Source organism: Catalinimonas alkaloidigena (assembly GCF_900100765.1).
GTDB lineage: Bacteria > Bacteroidota > Bacteroidia > Cytophagales > Flexibacteraceae > Mooreia > Mooreia alkaloidigena.
In genome coordinates this window covers 716,782-733,006 of the sequence record NZ_FNFO01000002.1, presented here as the reverse complement: position 1 = coordinate 733,006, position 16,225 = coordinate 716,782, and the positions used below count along the sequence as shown (strand labels likewise).

Sequence of the window (16,225 nt, the reverse complement as noted above, 5' to 3'; positions counted from 1 at the left end):
CAGAAACTTAAAACTATTATGGCAGAAACTAACCCAGAAGCCAGGAAAAGCCGCCGCGGCCTGATCATCGGGATCATCGCCCTTCTCCTGATTCTCAATGGTGTACAGTTTTATCTCAGTTACCAAAATCGGGAAGAAAGAGCTCAAGTAGAGCAAGAAAAGGACACAGAAATCAGAATGGCCACGCAGGAACTGGACTCCCTGCGGTCCGAACTGGAAGAGCGTTACAACGAAATTGCGCAGTTGGGCGGCGACACCGCCAGTTTGCGGGCTGCCATGCGCGACCTCGACGTTCAGTTGCAGACGGCCCAGCGCAGTGCCCGTGTCAACGCCAGCGAGTTGCGTGATATTCAGGCCGATTACAAACTTTTGCTCTCGCAGAAAGACAACGAAATTGCCGAGCTCAAAGCGCAAAACGAAATCCTTTTTCAGGAAAATACGAGTCTGAAACAGACGATTGTCAGCCGCAACGATTCGTTGAAAAACCTGACCCGACAAACCCAGCAGATGGCCGAAAAGGTCGCGGTGGCGTCGGTACTGAAGGCAGAAAACCTACACGTGTCGTATATCGACGACCGCGGACGAGAACGGGACGATAACGACAACACATTCCGGGGACGGCGCGTCGACAAAATCAAAGTCAACTTCTCGATCGGCGACAACCCGGTGGCGAAGATCGAAAACAAAGAAGTGATGATTCGCATCCTGGAACCGGAAGGCTCCACGCTACAGGACGTAGCGACCGGCTCCGGTACGTTCGAGTACGAAGGCCAGGAGATTTTCTATACGGCCAAGCAGAACTTCCTGTTCGACAACAAGAACCCGCGGCTGACGTTCATCTACTCGAAAGGCACGCCCTTCAAAGAAGGTCGCCATACCGTAGAGCTTTACGCCGAAGGTGCCAAGATTGGCGAGAGCCAGTTCACCATCAAGTAACTACGTCACAAAATCATTTCGTAACGACCCGCGGCTCCCGGCTGGCGGGTCGTTTTCATTCTTTTACGTTCCGACACGCGTGCAACTCCTTACCCCTACCCACTGGCGCGACTACCGCTTGCTCGATTCCGGCGGCTTTGAAAAGCTCGAACAGTTTGGCCCCTACGTGCTGATCCGTCCTGAACCACAGGCCGTGTGGGACCGGGCCCTGTCCGAAAAAGAGTGGCAACAGCGCGCCCACGCCACGTTTACGCGCGACAAAAACAGCCAGGAGCGCGGCGAATGGCACGCCAAACCGGGCATGACGCACCCGTGGATGCTGGATTACGAGGCACTGGGAATGCGCTTTCGCTTTCGGCTGACGCTCCCAGCCTTCAAGCACGTGGGCATTTTCCCGGAACAGGCCGCCAACTGGGAGTACATCTACGAACACACCCAGGCGATGGTCCGGCGTCAGGCAGAACGCGTTCCCAAAGTGCTCAATCTGTTTGCTTACACCGGCGGCGCTTCGCTGGCCGCCAAGGCGGCGGGAGCAGACGTTACACACGTCGATGCCGTCAAACAGGTCATCACCTGGTCGCGCGAAAACATGGAACTCAGCGGATTGCAGGGCATCCGGTGGGTGGTGGAAGATGCGCTGAAGTTTGTAAAACGGGAAGTACGGCGCGGCAATCGGTACCAGGGCATTATCCTCGATCCGCCTGCCTACGGTCGGGGACCAGCGGGCGAGAAGTGGCTGATCGAAGAACACCTCAACGAAATGCTGAAGCTGTGTGCGGACCTACTCGATCCGGACGAACACTTCTTCGTCATTAATCTTTACTCGCTGGGCTTTTCTGCCCTCATCGTCGAGAACCTGATCACGACTACCTTTCCGCAGGCCCAGCACCCGGAGTTTGGGGAATTGTACCTGCCCGATCAGTCGGGAAAAAAACTTCCGCTGGGGACCTTCTATCGGTTCTGGAAGTAGCGTCAACGTTTCTGACTACCTCAACAATTCCGTGCGATGCCCGCTCTTACACAGAAGCGGTTTCGCCTACGACTTCTTCCAGTTCGGTAGGAGCTCTTTCGTCGGCGACGCGGTCTTCTTCTACCGCTTGAATTGCTTCAGGTTGAATGAACCCTTGCTCGGCCGCGTGGCGGGCCGCTTCGACGGAGTCCTTCACCAGCAGCATGTCGACCTCCATCGGACGTAATTGATCGGCCAGGCGGACGACTTCGCGTTCGCGACGATTTTTGCTCACGTCGCGGATGTACACGGCCAGAATCCGCCCCGGATAGTTGTGTACCGTTTTCGCGTAAATCTCGGCATCGTGCTGCCCGCTGTCCCCGATCAGGATGAACTGCAGGTGAGGATAAGTCTCCAGAATCCGCTTGATTTTGTCGTGCTTGTGGTTGTGGCTTCCTCCACCCGACTTCCACACTTTGTACCACTCGGCCTCCATCTCACGCAACAGAAATGGACCTTTGGGAATGCCCCGGTTGCGGCAAAATTCCGTAAGCAGATCGTACAAGTTCCACTCGCTGCTCGACACGTAAAAAATCGGATTCCCGCACGGCGGGCACCCCGCCCCACCCTGTTGCAACGCCCGGTAAAATGCCGCCACACCTTCAAAAGGCGCACGCGTACGGGCATTTTTCAGCAGCATCAACTTAAATTTTTTCAGCGTCTGCGTCGCGTGCGAAATCAGGATGGTATCGTCCACGTCGGAAATCACGCCGAATTGCGTATCGGCCGGGGGCAGCAACACCTCGCCAGTGGCCGTGATCGACGCCTGTCCCTCCACGACCGACTCCAGCAATTCGAAATGAACGTCGTTCCAGGCGCCGTGATCGGCCTGCCCATCGGTGTCGAAACATACTTCGAAGTACCCGTTGGTGTCGGTCATCACAATCTGTTCCTGGTCGCCGAAGCGGGCCCGCACCTTCACCTCCGGAATGTCGTCGCTCAGAAACCGTTTGCCCATCGCCAGCATGTTCTGCGCTTTGCTGTTGTGGCGGGCCGTTTTGCTCAGGCCGCTGTCTTCCATCACCCGCCCCAGCATCCGAAACTCCTGGCCGTTGCCAAAGCTTCGGTACGGCAGGATGATCGGCTGATCGAGCCAGCCAAGTCCCTGCTTCAGTTCCAGCTTGGCTCTGCGAATCGGGTTTTTAACGTGTCGGGCAATGCGTTTGAGGGGCTTTTTCAGAAAGGCCATACGTGTAAAAAATGGGTTTGGAATAAGCTGCACTCTTCTACTGCATACGCAGCGGCGCGGCAACGGATACCGAAAATGCCGACGGAGTTACGTGTGGTTCGTACTTTTGAAGAATGCTGCAAACGGAACGTCCGACCGAAGCGCTCGTGCGTGGCGAACGCTGGCAACTCCTCCCCGAGAAGGCGCTCTTCTGGCCGGCGCAGGGCATGTTGCTGCTGGCCGATCTACATCTGGGCAAAGTGGCGCACTTCCGAAAGGCGGGCATGGCGGTACCGCCCGCGGCGGCCGACGAGAATTACGCACGCCTGGAACAACTCATGCAACGACTGCCCGTGACCCGGCTGGTGCTGCTGGGCGATTTGTTTCACAGCGACGCCAACGCCGACTGGCTTCGCTTCGAAGCGTGGTGCGAGCGCTACCCACAGGTTTCGATCGAGTTGGTAAAAGGCAACCACGACATTCTGCCGACAGGGCTTTACCGGCACTCTGGATTGGTGGTGCACGAAACGGCCTTGCGAGTCGGCCCGTTTTTGCTGACCCACATTCCGCCGGAGCACCTCCCAGCCGGGGTCTACTGCCTGGCGGGGCACATCCACCCGGCCGTGCGGCTGCGCGGTCAGGGGGCAACGCTCCAACTCCCTTGTTTCCACTTCGGGTCGGTGCAGGGCTTGCTGCCGGCGTTCGGGAGCTTTACCGGCACGGCCCTGGTACGTCCTAAAAGTGGCGATCAGGTGTTTGTCATCGCCGAGCAGCGGGTTATCCAGGTGGCGTGAGGAGAAAATACAGATCGGCGAATGGACACCTTGGGCCAGCGTTAGTTTTTCGCAAAACCCGCGGTGACTCGGCCGGCCCGTCCGGCTCCGGCGTTCCGATTCCCCCATGTGCCTGATTTCGCCTAATATTGCAACCCAAAGTCCTCACGCTGTTGAGGTTGCGGAAACCCATGTATCATTTGTAATCTGAAATCTGTTATTCGCTATGTCTCATAACCTACTGGAAGGAAAGCGCGGCATCATCTTCGGGGCGCTCGACGAAAACTCCATCGCCTGGAAAGTTGCCCTGAAAGCCAAAGCCGAAGGCGCTTCGTTCATCCTCACCAATGCGCCGATCGCCCTGCGGATGGGCGGGGTGCAGCAACTTGCACAGCAGTGCGATACGGAAGTGATTCCGGCCGACGCCACCTCGGTCGACGACCTGGATGCGCTGTTTGCACAGTCGGAAGAAAAGCTGGGCGGGAAAATCGACTTTCTGCTTCACTCCATCGGCATGAGCCCCAACATTCGCAAAGGCCGTGCGTACGGCGACATGAACTACGACTGGTTTCTGAAGACGCTCGACATTTCGGCGCTGTCGTTTCACAAGATGATGCAGGTGGCCGAAAAACGCGACGCGATGAACGAGGGCGGCTCCATCGTGGCGCTCAGCTACATCGCTGCGCAGCGTTCGTTTACGGACTATACCGACATGGCGCAGGCCAAAGCGATGCTTGAATCGATTGCCCGCAGCTACGGCTACCGCTTTGGGAAATCCAAAAAAGTCCGAGTTAACACGGTATCGCAGTCGCCGACCAAAACCACGGCCGGAACAGGCATCAGCGGGTTCAACGCCTTTTTCGACTACGCCGATAAAATGTCGCCCCTGGGCAATGCTTCGGCCGAAGCCTGCGCCGATTACGTGCTGACGCTGTTCTCGGACTATACGCGCATGGTGACGATGCAAAACCTGTTCCACGACGGCGGATTCTCCAGTTCGGGCATCACCGAAGAGATTGTCGAGATGCTGGAAAAACAAGCACAGGCAGGCCAATAAGGTTGCCTTCTGAACGATATGAAAGTCGTGGCGCTCTTCGCGAGGGCCACGACTTTTTATTAGGTAGGCTGATATACGGACGGGGGGCGCTTGTTGGTGAAGGTCATCCGCAGGTAGTAGCCGCTTAGCGCGCCCAGCCCCGCGGCCACTCCCCCAACGACGGCCGCCACGGCGATCATCAGTTCGGGGATCGGCAGGGAAAACAGGGCAGCGATGCGCCCGGTCAGAATGCCCTCGGTACGGAGGTGCAGGTAGCATACATAGCTTCCCCAAAGCAATGCAACGGCCCAGAAGGCTTGCCAGAACGTGCTCCAGGCGGTCCGGCCCAACCACAGCCCTGCCACGAACGCCACAACCACGAGGATCCACCAGTGGTAGGTCATCATCAGCAATACGGCGCTGCCGACGAACGTCAGGCCAAACGTCGCGAAAGGGATGGCGCGAGGATGCGTCATGGTGAGTTGCGGTTAAGTTGCCAAACCGAAGCATCGGCGGGTGCCGCTTCCGGCGAGGGCAAAAAGATCAGTTCGTTGAGATGCCCGTCGCGCCACGTGTCGATCATGTTTTCGTAAAAGGGGCTGCCCGGATTGCCCGATTGCCCTCCCGGATACACGCCCCAGGCTTTTACCTGCGGCCCCAACTCCACAATCATCCGCCAGGAAGGCCCGTGGGTTTTCTTCGTGGCGTTCACGATGCCTGCCCCGCCGCCAATCCGGATGTCCTTCCGTCCGAAACTGGTCAGCGGCGGCATCAGATGGCGGATCGTCGTACCCTTCACGGTCGCCCACTGCCAATCGTCGTCCCAGGGTCCGAGGTCAGACCGTAACGTATCAACGCTGGCCACAAACGTCTGGTGGAGTATTTCATCCAACGTTTCGCGTTCGGGGGTGGTCCGGTCATCAAACCAGGAAGCTTTGGGAAGGCTGTCCATCAGGAAGAGCGTCGTCGTCTGCATGGGATAGCGCATCAGCGTATCGCCCAGTTCGTCGTGCCAGGTCGCTTCGGTAAAAGCCTCCCACCACGCCTCGAACACGGCGGGTTCGCGTTGCCCGGGACCGTACTCGTAGTTCCACCGGCGCATCTGCGCGTAGACCTGTTGCTGCGGTTCGGTAAGCTGCTGTGCCCGGACGCCCTGCAACATCCGAGGAAGGGCCTGCCGGGCATGCCAGTAGAGGTTGTCGTTTTGCAGCGCACGCAGACTATCGGCGGTGGCGTGATGCATTTGCCGCAACACTTCGTTGATCCGCGCGCCGCGCCCGTAAGGGGCTTGTTCCCACGTAAGGTAATAAGGGTAAGTCCGATCTGTGGAGCGTTGGTTGCCGGAACTGACAAACCCGCGGGGCGGATTCTTTACGTGCGGATTATGCGCATGGGGAATCCAGCCTTGCCAGTCGTTTTTAGGGTCACTTCCTTCTAAGATGAATTTCCCCTGTTCTTTCCACTTCAGCGGAAAGCGGCCGTTCACCCAGAGGGCGATGTTGTTATCACGGTCGGCATACACAAAATTCTGCGCCGGCGCCATGTAGTATGAAAGCGCTTCGGTAAAGGCCTGGTAATCCTGCGCCCGGTTCAGTTTATAGAAAGTGGTCAGCTCGGTACTCGGCTCGTGGGCAATCCAGCGCATGGCCAGCCCGGCCGGAAACCGCGGGTTGAAGCTGGGCTCTGCCGGGTCGTTGTACAGCAGAGGACCATGGTGCGTGTACCGTACCGTATCGCGGATGATGCCGTAGTTTCTGACCTTGATCCGCTCTTCGCGCAACGTGACCGGGTGCCATTCCTGCGCCGTCGTTTCGTCGAGGTAGCGGTATTCGAGGCGGTCGTCATCCCGGAAATCGATTTTATAAAAGTCCAGCACGTCTGCATCCACGTTGGTCACACCCCAGGCGATGGCGTCGTTGAAGCCGATAATGACGCCGGGCGTGCCGGGCAGTGACGCCCCACACACGTTGACACCCGGCGCATGCAGTTGCACCTGGTACCACAACGAAGGCAAGCTCAACCCCAGGTGCGGGTCGTTGGCCAGAATAGGATAGCCCGTGGCCGAGCGTTCGCCGCTGATGGCCCAGTTGTTACTTCCGTTGTCGGGGTCGGGTCGGTGTGGAAACTGGTACGTGGCGCCCAGCGCAGCAACCTGAGTCGGGGCTGCCGGAATCGGGACGGGCCGGAAATTCCAGGGTGTATGCGGAGGGATGATCGGGTCAGAAAAGTAAGGGTACGCAGGAAACAGCGAGTCGACCGTGGCTTTCCCGTACTGCTGCAGGATACGCGTCATGAACAGATCGTCCGTACCCATGGTCAGGTTGGCCGTCATCAGCTTGAGCATCAACGCCGTTTTGAGCGGCTCCCACGGTTCGGGTTTATAATCCAGGAGTTTAAACTCGATCGGGTAGTTCATGGGAGTCAGTTGGCTGATCCAGGCGTTGACCCCCTCGGTATAAGCTTCGATGACTTGTCTGCCGAGCGAGTCGGCCAGGGTGGCTTCCAGGAATCGTTCTGCGCCGTAGACCATCCCGACTTTTCGTTGAAACCGGTCGTATTCCAGGGTCAGTTCGCCCAACACCTCCGACAGGCGGCCGCCGGCCGCCCGCGTTTGAAAATCCATCTGCCAGAGCCGGTCGCGGGCCGTGACATACCCCTGGGCTACGTACAGATCGTGATCGTTCCGGGCAAAAATGTGCGGCACCTGGTAGCGGTCGTAGACGATGGTGACGCTGTCGTGCAGGGTGGGCAGGTTCAGGGTGTGCGGGGCGGTGGCCGAAGCTACGGTTTCGGCGTTCTGCCAGAAACCCGCAAAGGGATTCAGGAAATAGCCCAGAGGCGGAACTGAGCTCATCCGAGTACTCAGTACAAAGGCCACCATAAAGGTGAGAAGCATGACGAGGATAAACCTGAATAGCTTCATGTAGTCGCAGCGATTTGTGTACGCCCCTGTGGAGCAGCGGAAGCAAAGGCCGCTTCACCGGGCACTTCCCATCCAGGGTCGCTTAAACAATGTGATTTACGATGCACTGCGTTGCCGGTTTCGGAGTTTATAAAACACGCGGTTCACCACGCTTTCGCCCAACGCAGTCAGCCCCAGCACCACTGCCGACAGACTGGTCAGCCCCACGCCCGCCCATTGCGCAAACGCGGCCTGATTCATGCGCAAGTGGATGGCTTCTACCAACAGCCCGAGCCCAATGCCGACCAACAACAGTCCCGTCAGGCCAAACAGCAGCCAACGCTGAAAGTAGTTTTTCTTCATAAAGCAGTAGGTTCTTTGCCTGAAAGTACTACTTACCTCCCACTCTGCCTAGAAGAACAACCTATTTATCGACGATGTCGGGCCTCCAACACGGCCAAAACTTCGTTTAAATCTATCTCTTTTGCTTCCAGCAAGACCAAAAAGTGAAATAGCAGGTCGGCCGCCTCGCCTTTGAACAAATCGTCGTTCTGGTCCTTTGCTTCAATCACCAGCTCGACCGCCTCTTCGCCCACTTTCTGAGCTACTTTGTTGATGCCCTTCTGAAACAGCGAACGGGTGTAGGACTTTTCGTTCGGGTTGTGTTTTCGGTCGCGGATCACCTGCTTGAGGTAATCCAGAAAAGCCGTGCCGGTGCTCTGGTTGGTTTCGTCAAAACAGGTGTCGGCCCCGGTATGGCAGACCGGACCGACCGGATCGGCCTTGATCAGGAGGGTATCGCCATCGCAATCGGCGCGTATGTCGCGCACCTGCAAAAAGTTGCCGGATGTTTCGCCTTTGGTCCAGAGGCGCTGTTTGGAACGGCTCCAGAACGTCACCTTCCCTTCTGCCTGCGTCTGGTCCAGAGCGGCCTGGTTCATATAACCCAACATCAGCACCCGGTGCGTGGTGGCATCTTGCACAACGGCGGGGACCAGTCCGTCTCCTTTACTAAAATCGATATTCACAAGCGTACTGCAATGTTTTCTCGGCGAAGGTACTCCTTGAGGCCTGGGATTTCAATTTCTTTGAAGTGAAAAATACTCGCGGCCAGTGCGGCATCGGCGCAGCCGTCCTGAAAAACCTCTTTGAAATGTTCCATCGTACCGGCCCCGCCCGACGCAATGACGGGAATCTGCAACCGCCGGGAAATCTCCTGCGTCAGTTCCAGCGCAAATCCGGCCTTGGTGCCGTCGGTATCCATCGACGTGAGCAGAATTTCGCCGGCGCCCCGTTCTTCTACTTCTTGTGCCCAGGGAATGGTCCGCTTTTCGGTGGGCGTCCGGCCGCCGTGGGTATGCACGATGTGCTCTCCGTCGACATAGCGGGTGTCGATGGCCACGACGACACACTGAGAGCCAAACTCTTGCGCCAGCTCGTTGATCAACTCGGGGCGGCGCACGGCCGATGAGTTGATCGAGACTTTATCGGCACCGGCGTGCAACAGGGCGGATACGTCTTCGACGGTGCTGATGCCCCCGCCTACGGTGAAAGGAATGTTGATTTCTTTGGCCACCCGACGCACCAGCTCTACCAGGGTACGTCGCTTTTCAACCGTCGCGGTGATGTCGAGAAACACCAATTCGTCGGCGCCTTCTTCCGCATAGCGCGCGCCCAGTTCGACCGGGTCGCCCGCATCACGCAGGTTAACAAAATTGACGCCCTTTACAGTCTTACCATCTTTTACATCCAGGCAGGGGATGATGCGTTTAGTCAGCATAAGCCAGCGGGGAAAAGCCAAAGATACGGGTTGCCGCAGTTAACGCCCAAAAAGTTCGTGCATGGGCGCGGATCAGTGCCCGTTTTCGGAAGGTTGCACCAGCGGCAACTCAATGTAGAAACGAGTGCCCACGTTCTGCTCCGTCTCGAACCAGATGCGCCCTCCGGCGTGCTCGACGCCACGTTTGGCCACAGCCAGTCCGATGCCGGACCCCGCATATTTTGTACTGAAGTTGGGAATAAAGACTTTTTCCTGAATGGCGTCCGGAATGCCGGTACCGTTGTCGGCCACTTCGATGATCACACGTTGTTTCCGGCAACGAAGCCGAACCCACACTTCGGGCTTGCGCTCCTGCGGCACCGACTGCAGGGCATTCAGGATCAGATTGGTCAGCGTCCGCCCCATCAGTTGCTCGTCACCTATGACCCAACAGGCCTGTTCGGGTAAATCGACGTGCACCTGGCCGGAAGCTTCGTTTTCGTACAAGTCGACCGTTTTCTGCACCACCGCTTTCAATTCGAACATTTCGGTCTTGGGAACGGGCATTTTGGCAAAGGCTGAGAACGACGTGGCGATGTCGTTCAGGGTATCGACCTGCGCCAACAGCGTATTGACGGCTTTCTTCGACATCTGCCGTAGTTCTTCGGCCTCCCGGTCGCCTAACGCCCGGTCCAGGTACTGGAGGGTGAGTTTCATGGGCGTCAGTGGATTTTTGATCTCGTGGGCTACCTGCCGCGCCATTTCGCGCCAAGCCGACTCTTTCTCGCTCCTCGAAAGCGCTTCCCGGCTTTCTTCCAGCTTCACAATCATGCGGTTGTATTCATCCACCAACAGTCCGATTTCGTCGCGCGTGTGCCATTCGAGCGGCTCGTTGCGGTCCAGCGTGGTCCGTTGCAGCTTCCGGGTAATCAGGCTGAGGGGTTCGGTCAGGAGCTGCGAGGCAAAATACGAGAGCACCAGCAGAGCCAGGAAAATGGCCGTAAAGATGTTCAGCATCATGCCCACCAGGTCGATAATTTGTCGGTCCAGTTCGGCCTTCGACTCAAAGAAGGGAATACTCAGCACCCCCAGCAACTGGCCGGTTTCGTACGAGCGCATGCCTCGGTAGACCGAGCTGTAGTTCAGTGTGCCGACCTGCTCCTGCAATACGACGTAATTCTGATTGTGCTCCACTACGGTCGCCATCGCCTGCGGGCTGAGGTAACGTGCCAGCAGATTTTTTTCGTAGATCATCGGCTGGGTCGAGACAATCAACCGTCCGTCGGTATCGAACAGGTTCAGATCCGTTTCGGTGTTGCGCGCGATGTCGAGTAGCAGTGAACCCAGCGCTTCCGCACCGATCACACCGGTTTGGTACTGTTCCAGGGCGTTGATTACGTTACTGCCCGTAACGTCGGCCTGGCGCATGTAGGCGTGTTGCAAATCCTGTTGAAGTCCATCACTCACCACACTCAGAATGACGACACTACTGGTCAGGAGCGGAATCAGAAACGCCAGATTGAGGTAGATCTGGATTTTGTTGGCAAACGTGAGGCGCTGGGTCAGCGGATCGTTGTGGACCAGGTGCCGCACCAGCGCAAAGAAAAGCAGGCCCGCTAAAATGCAAATGGTCAGGACCAGAAACACAAAAGAGAAATTCGAGAAGATACTGCGCAGCGGGTATTCCGGTGTGGAGATGACTACGTACCGGCGGGCGTCGCCGCAAACCGCCAGGTGATGCTCGCCGAAAGCCGAGATGCCTTCTTCGAACAGCTTGGGGTTTTCGGAAAGCGGATCGGGAAAATTGTTGTCGTAGTTGAAATCGCCGTAGCTGTACTGAAGCCGATCCTGTACATAAATGGCGTAACTGTAGTTGCGGGGCGGCTGAGAAAACTGCTTGTCGACCAGCAACTCCGGATAGACAGTATTGGGAATGATGCGTTTGCTGCGCAGTTCAATCACGATGTAGCCCAACGTCAACCCCCGGGTACGTATCGGGATGAACGTGAGGTAGCGGCGCGCCCGATTGCGTTCGTATTCGTTGTTCAGGAAGATATTTTTGTACTCCGTGCGGTTCTCAGGTTTATCGTAAATCCGCCGCAGGCGTTCGTAACTGATGTCTTCGCCGATGTCGCTCAGGATCTCGCCATTGGCATTGAATACCGCCACCTGGACGTCGTATTTGTCGAAGTACGTGTTGAGGTAACTGCGCCGAATCTTCTGCTCGATCAGCTCTTTGGAGCCAAGCATGTTAAGAAAACGGATCTTGATAAAATCGTCGGCCGAGATTTTCTGCATGGCTTCGTACAGCAGATGCTCTGCCCACGGATCGTTGTCCATCAGAAGCTGAGTCGCCAGGCGCTGCTTGGTTTGCAAAGTGGCCTGCTGCTGATGCTGGTAGACCGCCAACGCTTCAATGCCGGCACACACAATCGCGCAGGAAAAAAAGTAGAGGTAGGATTTGTAGCCAAACCGCCGCAGGTATCGTGGTAGGCGCCACAGGTAGAGCAGAAGGAAATAGGCGCTGCCTAACAAAAGGACCGTCAGTGGCAGCCCTCTCGGCACCAGCGAAGCCACAAAGAAAATAAATCCGACCACGCCGGCCACTGGCATCGCTTCCCGAGGGTCGGGCATCCAGCGTAAAAACAGCGCTCCCCACAGGTGGACGATCCCGAAGAACAGCTGGGAAAGCAAGACGACAATGCTCAGCGTTACGAGTTTCATGCCTGAGAATTCCAGGCTTGCATTGATATCGAAGTCACCCTGGGAGTTGAAGAATAGCGCCTTCAGCATCAGGAAAAATCCCCAGAGGGTCAGAAAACTCAGGCACAACACCAGTCCGCTTGCCAACTGACGTCGGGTCAGGGGCGCTTTTTCCAACGCACGCACGGCACGCACCTGCGGCAGGTAACGCAGCACGTAGAGCATCAGCAAAAAAGCCAGCAGCACATTGGTGAACAGATCGCCCAGCGACGGAGCGAACCACGATGACGCAAAATAGCGGGGATCGTACAGATTCCACGAAACCCGCGCGTACGGAAAATGGAGTGCCAGCATCAGCAGGCGCAAGCCCACCACGTAGGCAATCAACGCCAGCATGCTGCCCAGCACGTAGCCCCGACGGCGCCATTTGTTAAGCAGCTGAAACACCACGACCGAGAACGCCACCATCGCCATCAGAAAACACAGGATGGGGGGCGTCTGCTCCCAAAAACTCGACGTGCGGAGGTTGGCAGGCAACACGAGCGAAAACAGAAAATCACCGTTAGGTGCCTGGATGGAAAAAGGCCCCGGCTGCAGAGCGAACCGAAATTTGGAAGAAGGAAAAATGTCGGTGTTCAGCCCTTCCTTCAGGTAAGCGTTGGTAATCTGGTAACTTTTGATCGTAGGAATCAGAAACACCAACAGTCGATCGTGCGAGAGCGCCCGGCGGTAGACGACAAACCACCCGGTCGCGAGGGGCAGGTACTCGTGTGAACTCATGCCCCATACGTCTTCGAAATCAGGGACAAACAGGTTGTCGGACCAGTAGATCACCTGCCCCCGCTGGTACACAAAGTAAGGATAGGGCGATTGGGGATACAGGCTGGAAAATAATTCCGACTCGGTGTTGGTGAGCTTGCTTTCGATAACGTCGGCCCGGGCATACACTTTGGCCAGTTCGTCGTGAAGACGCTGGGTTACCTGATTCACGTACTGATGCTGTTCGTGTACGGCCGGCTGGTTCGCCACCAGGAATTGCCAAATCCCTCCGATGCCGCCCAGCACCACAGCAATCCACAGCCAAACCTTTTCACGTTTCATAACTACTCCGATTACTCAGCACGACGGGAAGATAAGAGATGCACACACAGCATCGCACTCCTTTTCGGGTTTCTAAGCAAAAACTCTACCTGAATTCGGACAGATACAAAAAAACCGAAGAGAAAACTCCCCGGTTCGTAAGGTCTATGTCTACACGCCAGGACTCAGGTCCAGCGGACTTTACGTTTTGCGTCACGACGGCTGCTGCGGTACCATGAGTAACCAATCACGGCGAAAATGAGGTAAGGGACGCCCATCAGGTAGAGAATACCCGCATTCAGACCAGCCCCCACCAGACTATCGCCCGAGCTTACGTTGCTCTCGACTGTGGCCACACACATGGCGCATTGCGCGTTGGCGAAGGTGCTGGTCAACAGGAGGAACAGACTGACTACCGACAAAGAAATATAGCGCTTCATAACAATTATGCAGGGTAATAAGGACTAATCATCAGGTAAACAATGACGCCGGTTACGGCTACATATAGCCACATTGGGAACGTCCAGCGAGAAACTTTGCGGTGCCGCTGACGTTGGTCGGTCCACCCGAAATAAATAGAAAGCAAGACAAAGGGTACGATTACGGCTGCCAGCACGATGTGCGTCAGGAGCAAGATCAGGTACGCGTACCGCACTCCGCCTACCGCCGCCGCTTCTACGGCATCGACCACGCCATCGGCATTGGTATCGCCAAAGTGCGTGGAGGGTGCCTGAAAATGGTAGACGACATACGACACCAGAAACAGGCTGGACAACACAAACGCAGAGATCATCATGGTCTGGTGCTGCCGGATACGATGTTTTCGTATGAACAGATAACCCGCGATCAGCAAAAGGGCCGTAGCCGAATTAAGGACGGCATTCAGATGGGGCAGAAACGACACATCAAAGTCGCCCATTTTGCCCGTTTGTGGCACAAATAGCAAGAAAGCCACCACCACTGGAATGGCGACTGACAATACACCGATTAAAATCAATACTCGGTTGTCCGGCTGCTTTACCTGGGTCAGGTCACTCATACTTCTGGTCTATGTGTTAAGGCAACAACGTTCGTTGCTCAAATGTTCGGTTCCGATTTTTGTTGTACCAAGATTTCGGCTTCTACCAGCAGACGATCTACCTCTTTAGGATCGGTGCCTAAATAGAGTCCGCGGATGCGCCGCGTGCCGTCGAGCAGCACCAGGGTGGTATCGCGGTCCGGATCAGACACCAATCCGTAGCCTTGCCGGGCCAGCTGCTGGAGCATGGCGGGCGATCCGGTTACGATTTTCCACTGCGGCGGCACGGCCGCGTAAGTTTGTTGCAACGCAACGGCCTCGCGGGCTTGCCCGGCCGCGTGGGTTAGGATCACGACCTCGGGTTGATCTCTGAAAAATTCCTGCACCCGTTTCAGCTCCGTCATCACCTTCTCACAACTTCCCTGGCAGGGCACAGACACGAAGTGGGCAATGTAAACGTGCCCGTCCAGGGCACTCCCCTCCAGGATGGTGCCGTCGAGTTGCGGCAACGAGAAGGCCGGCGCTTTTTCGATGTGGATCGTGTCTGTTCTCAGGCTATCGGTAAACGTCGTGATGACGGGAAGATCGTAGCGATTCTTTCCGAAACCGACCAGGAGCAGATACAGAAAAACCGGCAGTACCAGTAATGCTACCAGTATGCCGGCTTGTTTAAAGCGTTTCATGAAAGGGCTTACCGCACTTGCAAGATCGAGCCGCCCTCAATGAGCAGGGCCAAGATCAGCCACATGATGAAGACCACGGGCATTACGATCGACCAGATCAGACTTTTTACTTCATGCTTCAGGTGCATGAATTCTCCCACGATGTAGAAGGCTTTGACCAGCGTGAGTAGAACGAAGATGCCGGTCAGAAACACACCGCGCTTCATGGTGAATGCCAGAAGAAATTCGACGGAAGTGATCCCCAGCAGAATCCAGAAGGTCCGCCAGATAATTTTGCGCTGCGAGGCACCGTGATCAGCCGCCTGTTCAGCACTGACTTGTCCGCCCCCGTGAGGCACGGCACCGTGGGTAGTGATATTGCTATGTTCTGCCATGATCAAATTAAGTAGAAGAAGGTAAAGACGAATACCCAAACCAGGTCAACAAAGTGCCAGTACAGCCCCACTTTCTCTACCATTTCGTAATGGCCACGGCGTTCGTATACACCCACCGCTGCGTTATAGAAAATAAGGATGTTCAAGACTACACCACTGGTTACGTGCAAGCCGTGGAAACCGGTAATGAAGAAGAACAAATCGGCAAACAACGGCGGTCCGTATTCGTTCATCACCAGATTCGCACCGTGGAAGATGGAACCGTCGGCCAAACGAATGCCCTCGTCAGTACCATGAATCATGTGCGTCCATTCCCAAGCCTGACATCCCAGGAACGTCATGCCGCCGAGGATCGTCCAAAGCATCCACTTCTGCACGTTCTTCTGATCCATGCGGTGACCAGCTTCTACTGCCAATACCATGGTGACGCTACTCATGATCAGGATAAACGTCATGATCCCCACAAACACCAGCGGCAAAGGCACACCGTGCAAAAACGGAACGGCCTCGAATATTTTTTCAGGAATGGGCCAGTAGGTCTGCGAAGTGGTAAAGTCATCCACGGTGCCTTGATAGGCGGGGTGACTGTAGCGAATCAGGCCGTAGGTAACCAGAAGTGCTGAAAAGGTAAATGCGTCGGAAAGCAGGAAGAACCACATCATCAGCTTTCCGTAGCTGGCTTTTAAGGGCGAGACACCGCCTCCCCAAAGGTTTGTGGTTGGCTCCTGCAGGGTAGCAGGAGTGGCTGCGTGACTTGCGGTTGGTGCTGTTGCCATGCGTGTGT

General features: G+C 56.2%; 16 protein-coding genes. 4 read left to right on the top strand and 12 right to left on the bottom strand.

Annotated elements, in window-relative coordinates; genetic code table 11:
* Positions 1-18: 18 nt before the first annotated feature.
* Entirely contained in the window at positions 19-936 is a 918-nt protein-coding gene (locus BLR44_RS06555; protein ID WP_089680464.1) for a hypothetical protein, read from the top strand.
* Between the two features lie 79 nt (positions 937-1,015).
* On the top strand, positions 1,016-1,906 hold the full coding sequence (locus BLR44_RS06550) for a class I SAM-dependent methyltransferase (protein WP_089680462.1): 891 nt from the start codon (positions 1,016-1,018) through the stop codon (positions 1,904-1,906).
* A 46-nt stretch (positions 1,907-1,952) separates the two neighbouring features.
* Here BLR44_RS06550 and BLR44_RS06545 read toward each other — a convergent pair whose 3' ends face one another.
* Entirely contained in the window at positions 1,953-3,134 is a 1,182-nt protein-coding gene (locus BLR44_RS06545; protein ID WP_089680460.1) for an App1 family protein, read from the bottom strand.
* Between the two features lie 113 nt (positions 3,135-3,247).
* Here BLR44_RS06545 and pdeM point away from each other — a divergent pair, with 113 nt between their 5' ends.
* Together pdeM and BLR44_RS06535 are read left to right on the top strand one after the other, a co-directional pair.
* Entirely contained in the window at positions 3,248-3,907 is a 660-nt protein-coding gene (gene pdeM, locus BLR44_RS06540) for a ligase-associated DNA damage response endonuclease PdeM (protein WP_089680458.1), read from the top strand.
* Positions 3,908-4,112: 205 nt separating this feature from the next.
* The gene (locus BLR44_RS06535) at positions 4,113-4,943 is read left to right on the top strand and encodes an enoyl-ACP reductase FabI (RefSeq protein WP_089680456.1); all 831 of its coding nucleotides are present in this window, start codon (positions 4,113-4,115) and stop codon (positions 4,941-4,943) included.
* A 59-nt stretch (positions 4,944-5,002) separates the two neighbouring features.
* Here BLR44_RS06535 and BLR44_RS06530 read toward each other — a convergent pair whose 3' ends face one another.
* The 11 genes from BLR44_RS06530 to BLR44_RS06480 all read right to left on the bottom strand — a co-directional run bounded on the left by BLR44_RS06530 (position 5,003) and on the right by BLR44_RS06480 (position 16,217).
* Positions 5,003-5,398, bottom strand: a complete 396-nt coding sequence (locus BLR44_RS06530; protein WP_089680454.1) for a hypothetical protein — start codon at positions 5,396-5,398, stop codon at positions 5,003-5,005.
* On the bottom strand, positions 5,395-7,776 hold the full coding sequence (locus BLR44_RS06525; protein ID WP_317042770.1) for a penicillin acylase family protein: 2,382 nt from the start codon (positions 7,774-7,776) through the stop codon (positions 5,395-5,397). The genes BLR44_RS06530 and BLR44_RS06525 overlap by 4 nt, the downstream gene beginning before the upstream one ends.
* 165 nt (positions 7,777-7,941) lie before the next feature.
* On the bottom strand, positions 7,942-8,187 hold the full coding sequence (locus BLR44_RS06520) for a hypothetical protein (RefSeq protein ID WP_089680450.1): 246 nt from the start codon (positions 8,185-8,187) through the stop codon (positions 7,942-7,944).
* Positions 8,188-8,252: 65 nt separating this feature from the next.
* Entirely contained in the window at positions 8,253-8,852 is a 600-nt protein-coding gene (hisIE, locus tag BLR44_RS06515; protein ID WP_089680448.1) for a bifunctional phosphoribosyl-AMP cyclohydrolase/phosphoribosyl-ATP diphosphatase HisIE, read from the bottom strand.
* A complete protein-coding gene (gene hisF / locus BLR44_RS06510) occupies positions 8,849-9,604 on the bottom strand; it encodes an imidazole glycerol phosphate synthase subunit HisF (protein ID WP_089680446.1) in 756 nt (251 codons plus the stop codon). The genes hisIE and hisF overlap by 4 nt, the downstream gene beginning before the upstream one ends.
* Before the next feature lie 72 nt (positions 9,605-9,676).
* On the bottom strand, positions 9,677-13,387 hold the full coding sequence (locus tag BLR44_RS06505) for a sensor histidine kinase (RefSeq protein WP_089680444.1): 3,711 nt from the start codon (positions 13,385-13,387) through the stop codon (positions 9,677-9,679).
* A 164-nt stretch (positions 13,388-13,551) separates the two neighbouring features.
* Positions 13,552-13,806 (bottom strand): hypothetical protein, encoded by a 255-nt coding sequence (locus BLR44_RS06500; protein ID WP_089680442.1) that lies wholly within the window; start codon positions 13,804-13,806, stop codon positions 13,552-13,554.
* 5 nt (positions 13,807-13,811) lie between these two features.
* Entirely contained in the window at positions 13,812-14,405 is a 594-nt protein-coding gene (locus tag BLR44_RS06495) for a DUF420 domain-containing protein (protein WP_089680440.1), read from the bottom strand.
* A 38-nt stretch (positions 14,406-14,443) separates the two neighbouring features.
* Positions 14,444-15,067: an SCO family protein gene (locus BLR44_RS06490; protein ID WP_089680438.1), complete on the bottom strand. Its 624-nt coding sequence runs from the start codon at positions 15,065-15,067 to the stop codon at positions 14,444-14,446.
* An 8-nt stretch (positions 15,068-15,075) separates the two neighbouring features.
* The gene (locus BLR44_RS06485; RefSeq protein ID WP_089680436.1) at positions 15,076-15,441 is read right to left on the bottom strand and encodes a cytochrome C oxidase subunit IV family protein; all 366 of its coding nucleotides are present in this window, start codon (positions 15,439-15,441) and stop codon (positions 15,076-15,078) included.
* 2 nt (positions 15,442-15,443) lie between these two features.
* Positions 15,444-16,217, bottom strand: a complete 774-nt coding sequence (locus tag BLR44_RS06480; protein WP_089680434.1) for a cytochrome c oxidase subunit 3 — start codon at positions 16,215-16,217, stop codon at positions 15,444-15,446.
* Positions 16,218-16,225: the final 8 nt, after the last annotated feature.

Bases quoted from the DNA above. Each gene is read 5' to 3' on its own strand.
- BLR44_RS06555 (WP_089680464.1), top strand. From the start codon at position 19: ATGGCAGAAACTAACCCAGAAGCCAGGAAAAGCCGCCGCGGCCTGATC.
- BLR44_RS06545 (WP_089680460.1), bottom strand. From the start codon at position 3,134: ATGGCCTTTCTGAAAAAGCCCCTCAAACGCATTGCCCGACACGTTAAA.
- pdeM (WP_089680458.1), top strand. From the start codon at position 3,248: ATGCTGCAAACGGAACGTCCGACCGAAGCGCTCGTGCGTGGCGAACGC.
- BLR44_RS06535 (WP_089680456.1), top strand. From the start codon at position 4,113: ATGTCTCATAACCTACTGGAAGGAAAGCGCGGCATCATCTTCGGGGCG.
- BLR44_RS06530 (WP_089680454.1), bottom strand. From the start codon at position 5,398: ATGACGCATCCTCGCGCCATCCCTTTCGCGACGTTTGGCCTGACGTTC.
- BLR44_RS06525 (WP_317042770.1), bottom strand. From the start codon at position 7,776: ATGAGCTCAGTTCCGCCTCTGGGCTATTTCCTGAATCCCTTTGCGGGT.
- BLR44_RS06520 (WP_089680450.1), bottom strand. From the start codon at position 8,187: ATGAAGAAAAACTACTTTCAGCGTTGGCTGCTGTTTGGCCTGACGGGA.
- hisF (WP_089680446.1), bottom strand. From the start codon at position 9,604: ATGCTGACTAAACGCATCATCCCCTGCCTGGATGTAAAAGATGGTAAG.
- BLR44_RS06505 (WP_089680444.1), bottom strand. From the start codon at position 13,387: ATGAAACGTGAAAAGGTTTGGCTGTGGATTGCTGTGGTGCTGGGCGGC.
- BLR44_RS06500 (WP_089680442.1), bottom strand. From the start codon at position 13,806: ATGAAGCGCTATATTTCTTTGTCGGTAGTCAGTCTGTTCCTCCTGTTG.
- BLR44_RS06495 (WP_089680440.1), bottom strand. From the start codon at position 14,405: ATGAGTGACCTGACCCAGGTAAAGCAGCCGGACAACCGAGTATTGATT.
- BLR44_RS06490 (WP_089680438.1), bottom strand. From the start codon at position 15,067: ATGAAACGCTTTAAACAAGCCGGCATACTGGTAGCATTACTGGTACTG.
- BLR44_RS06485 (WP_089680436.1), bottom strand. From the start codon at position 15,441: ATGGCAGAACATAGCAATATCACTACCCACGGTGCCGTGCCTCACGGG.
- BLR44_RS06480 (WP_089680434.1), bottom strand. From the start codon at position 16,217: ATGGCAACAGCACCAACCGCAAGTCACGCAGCCACTCCTGCTACCCTG.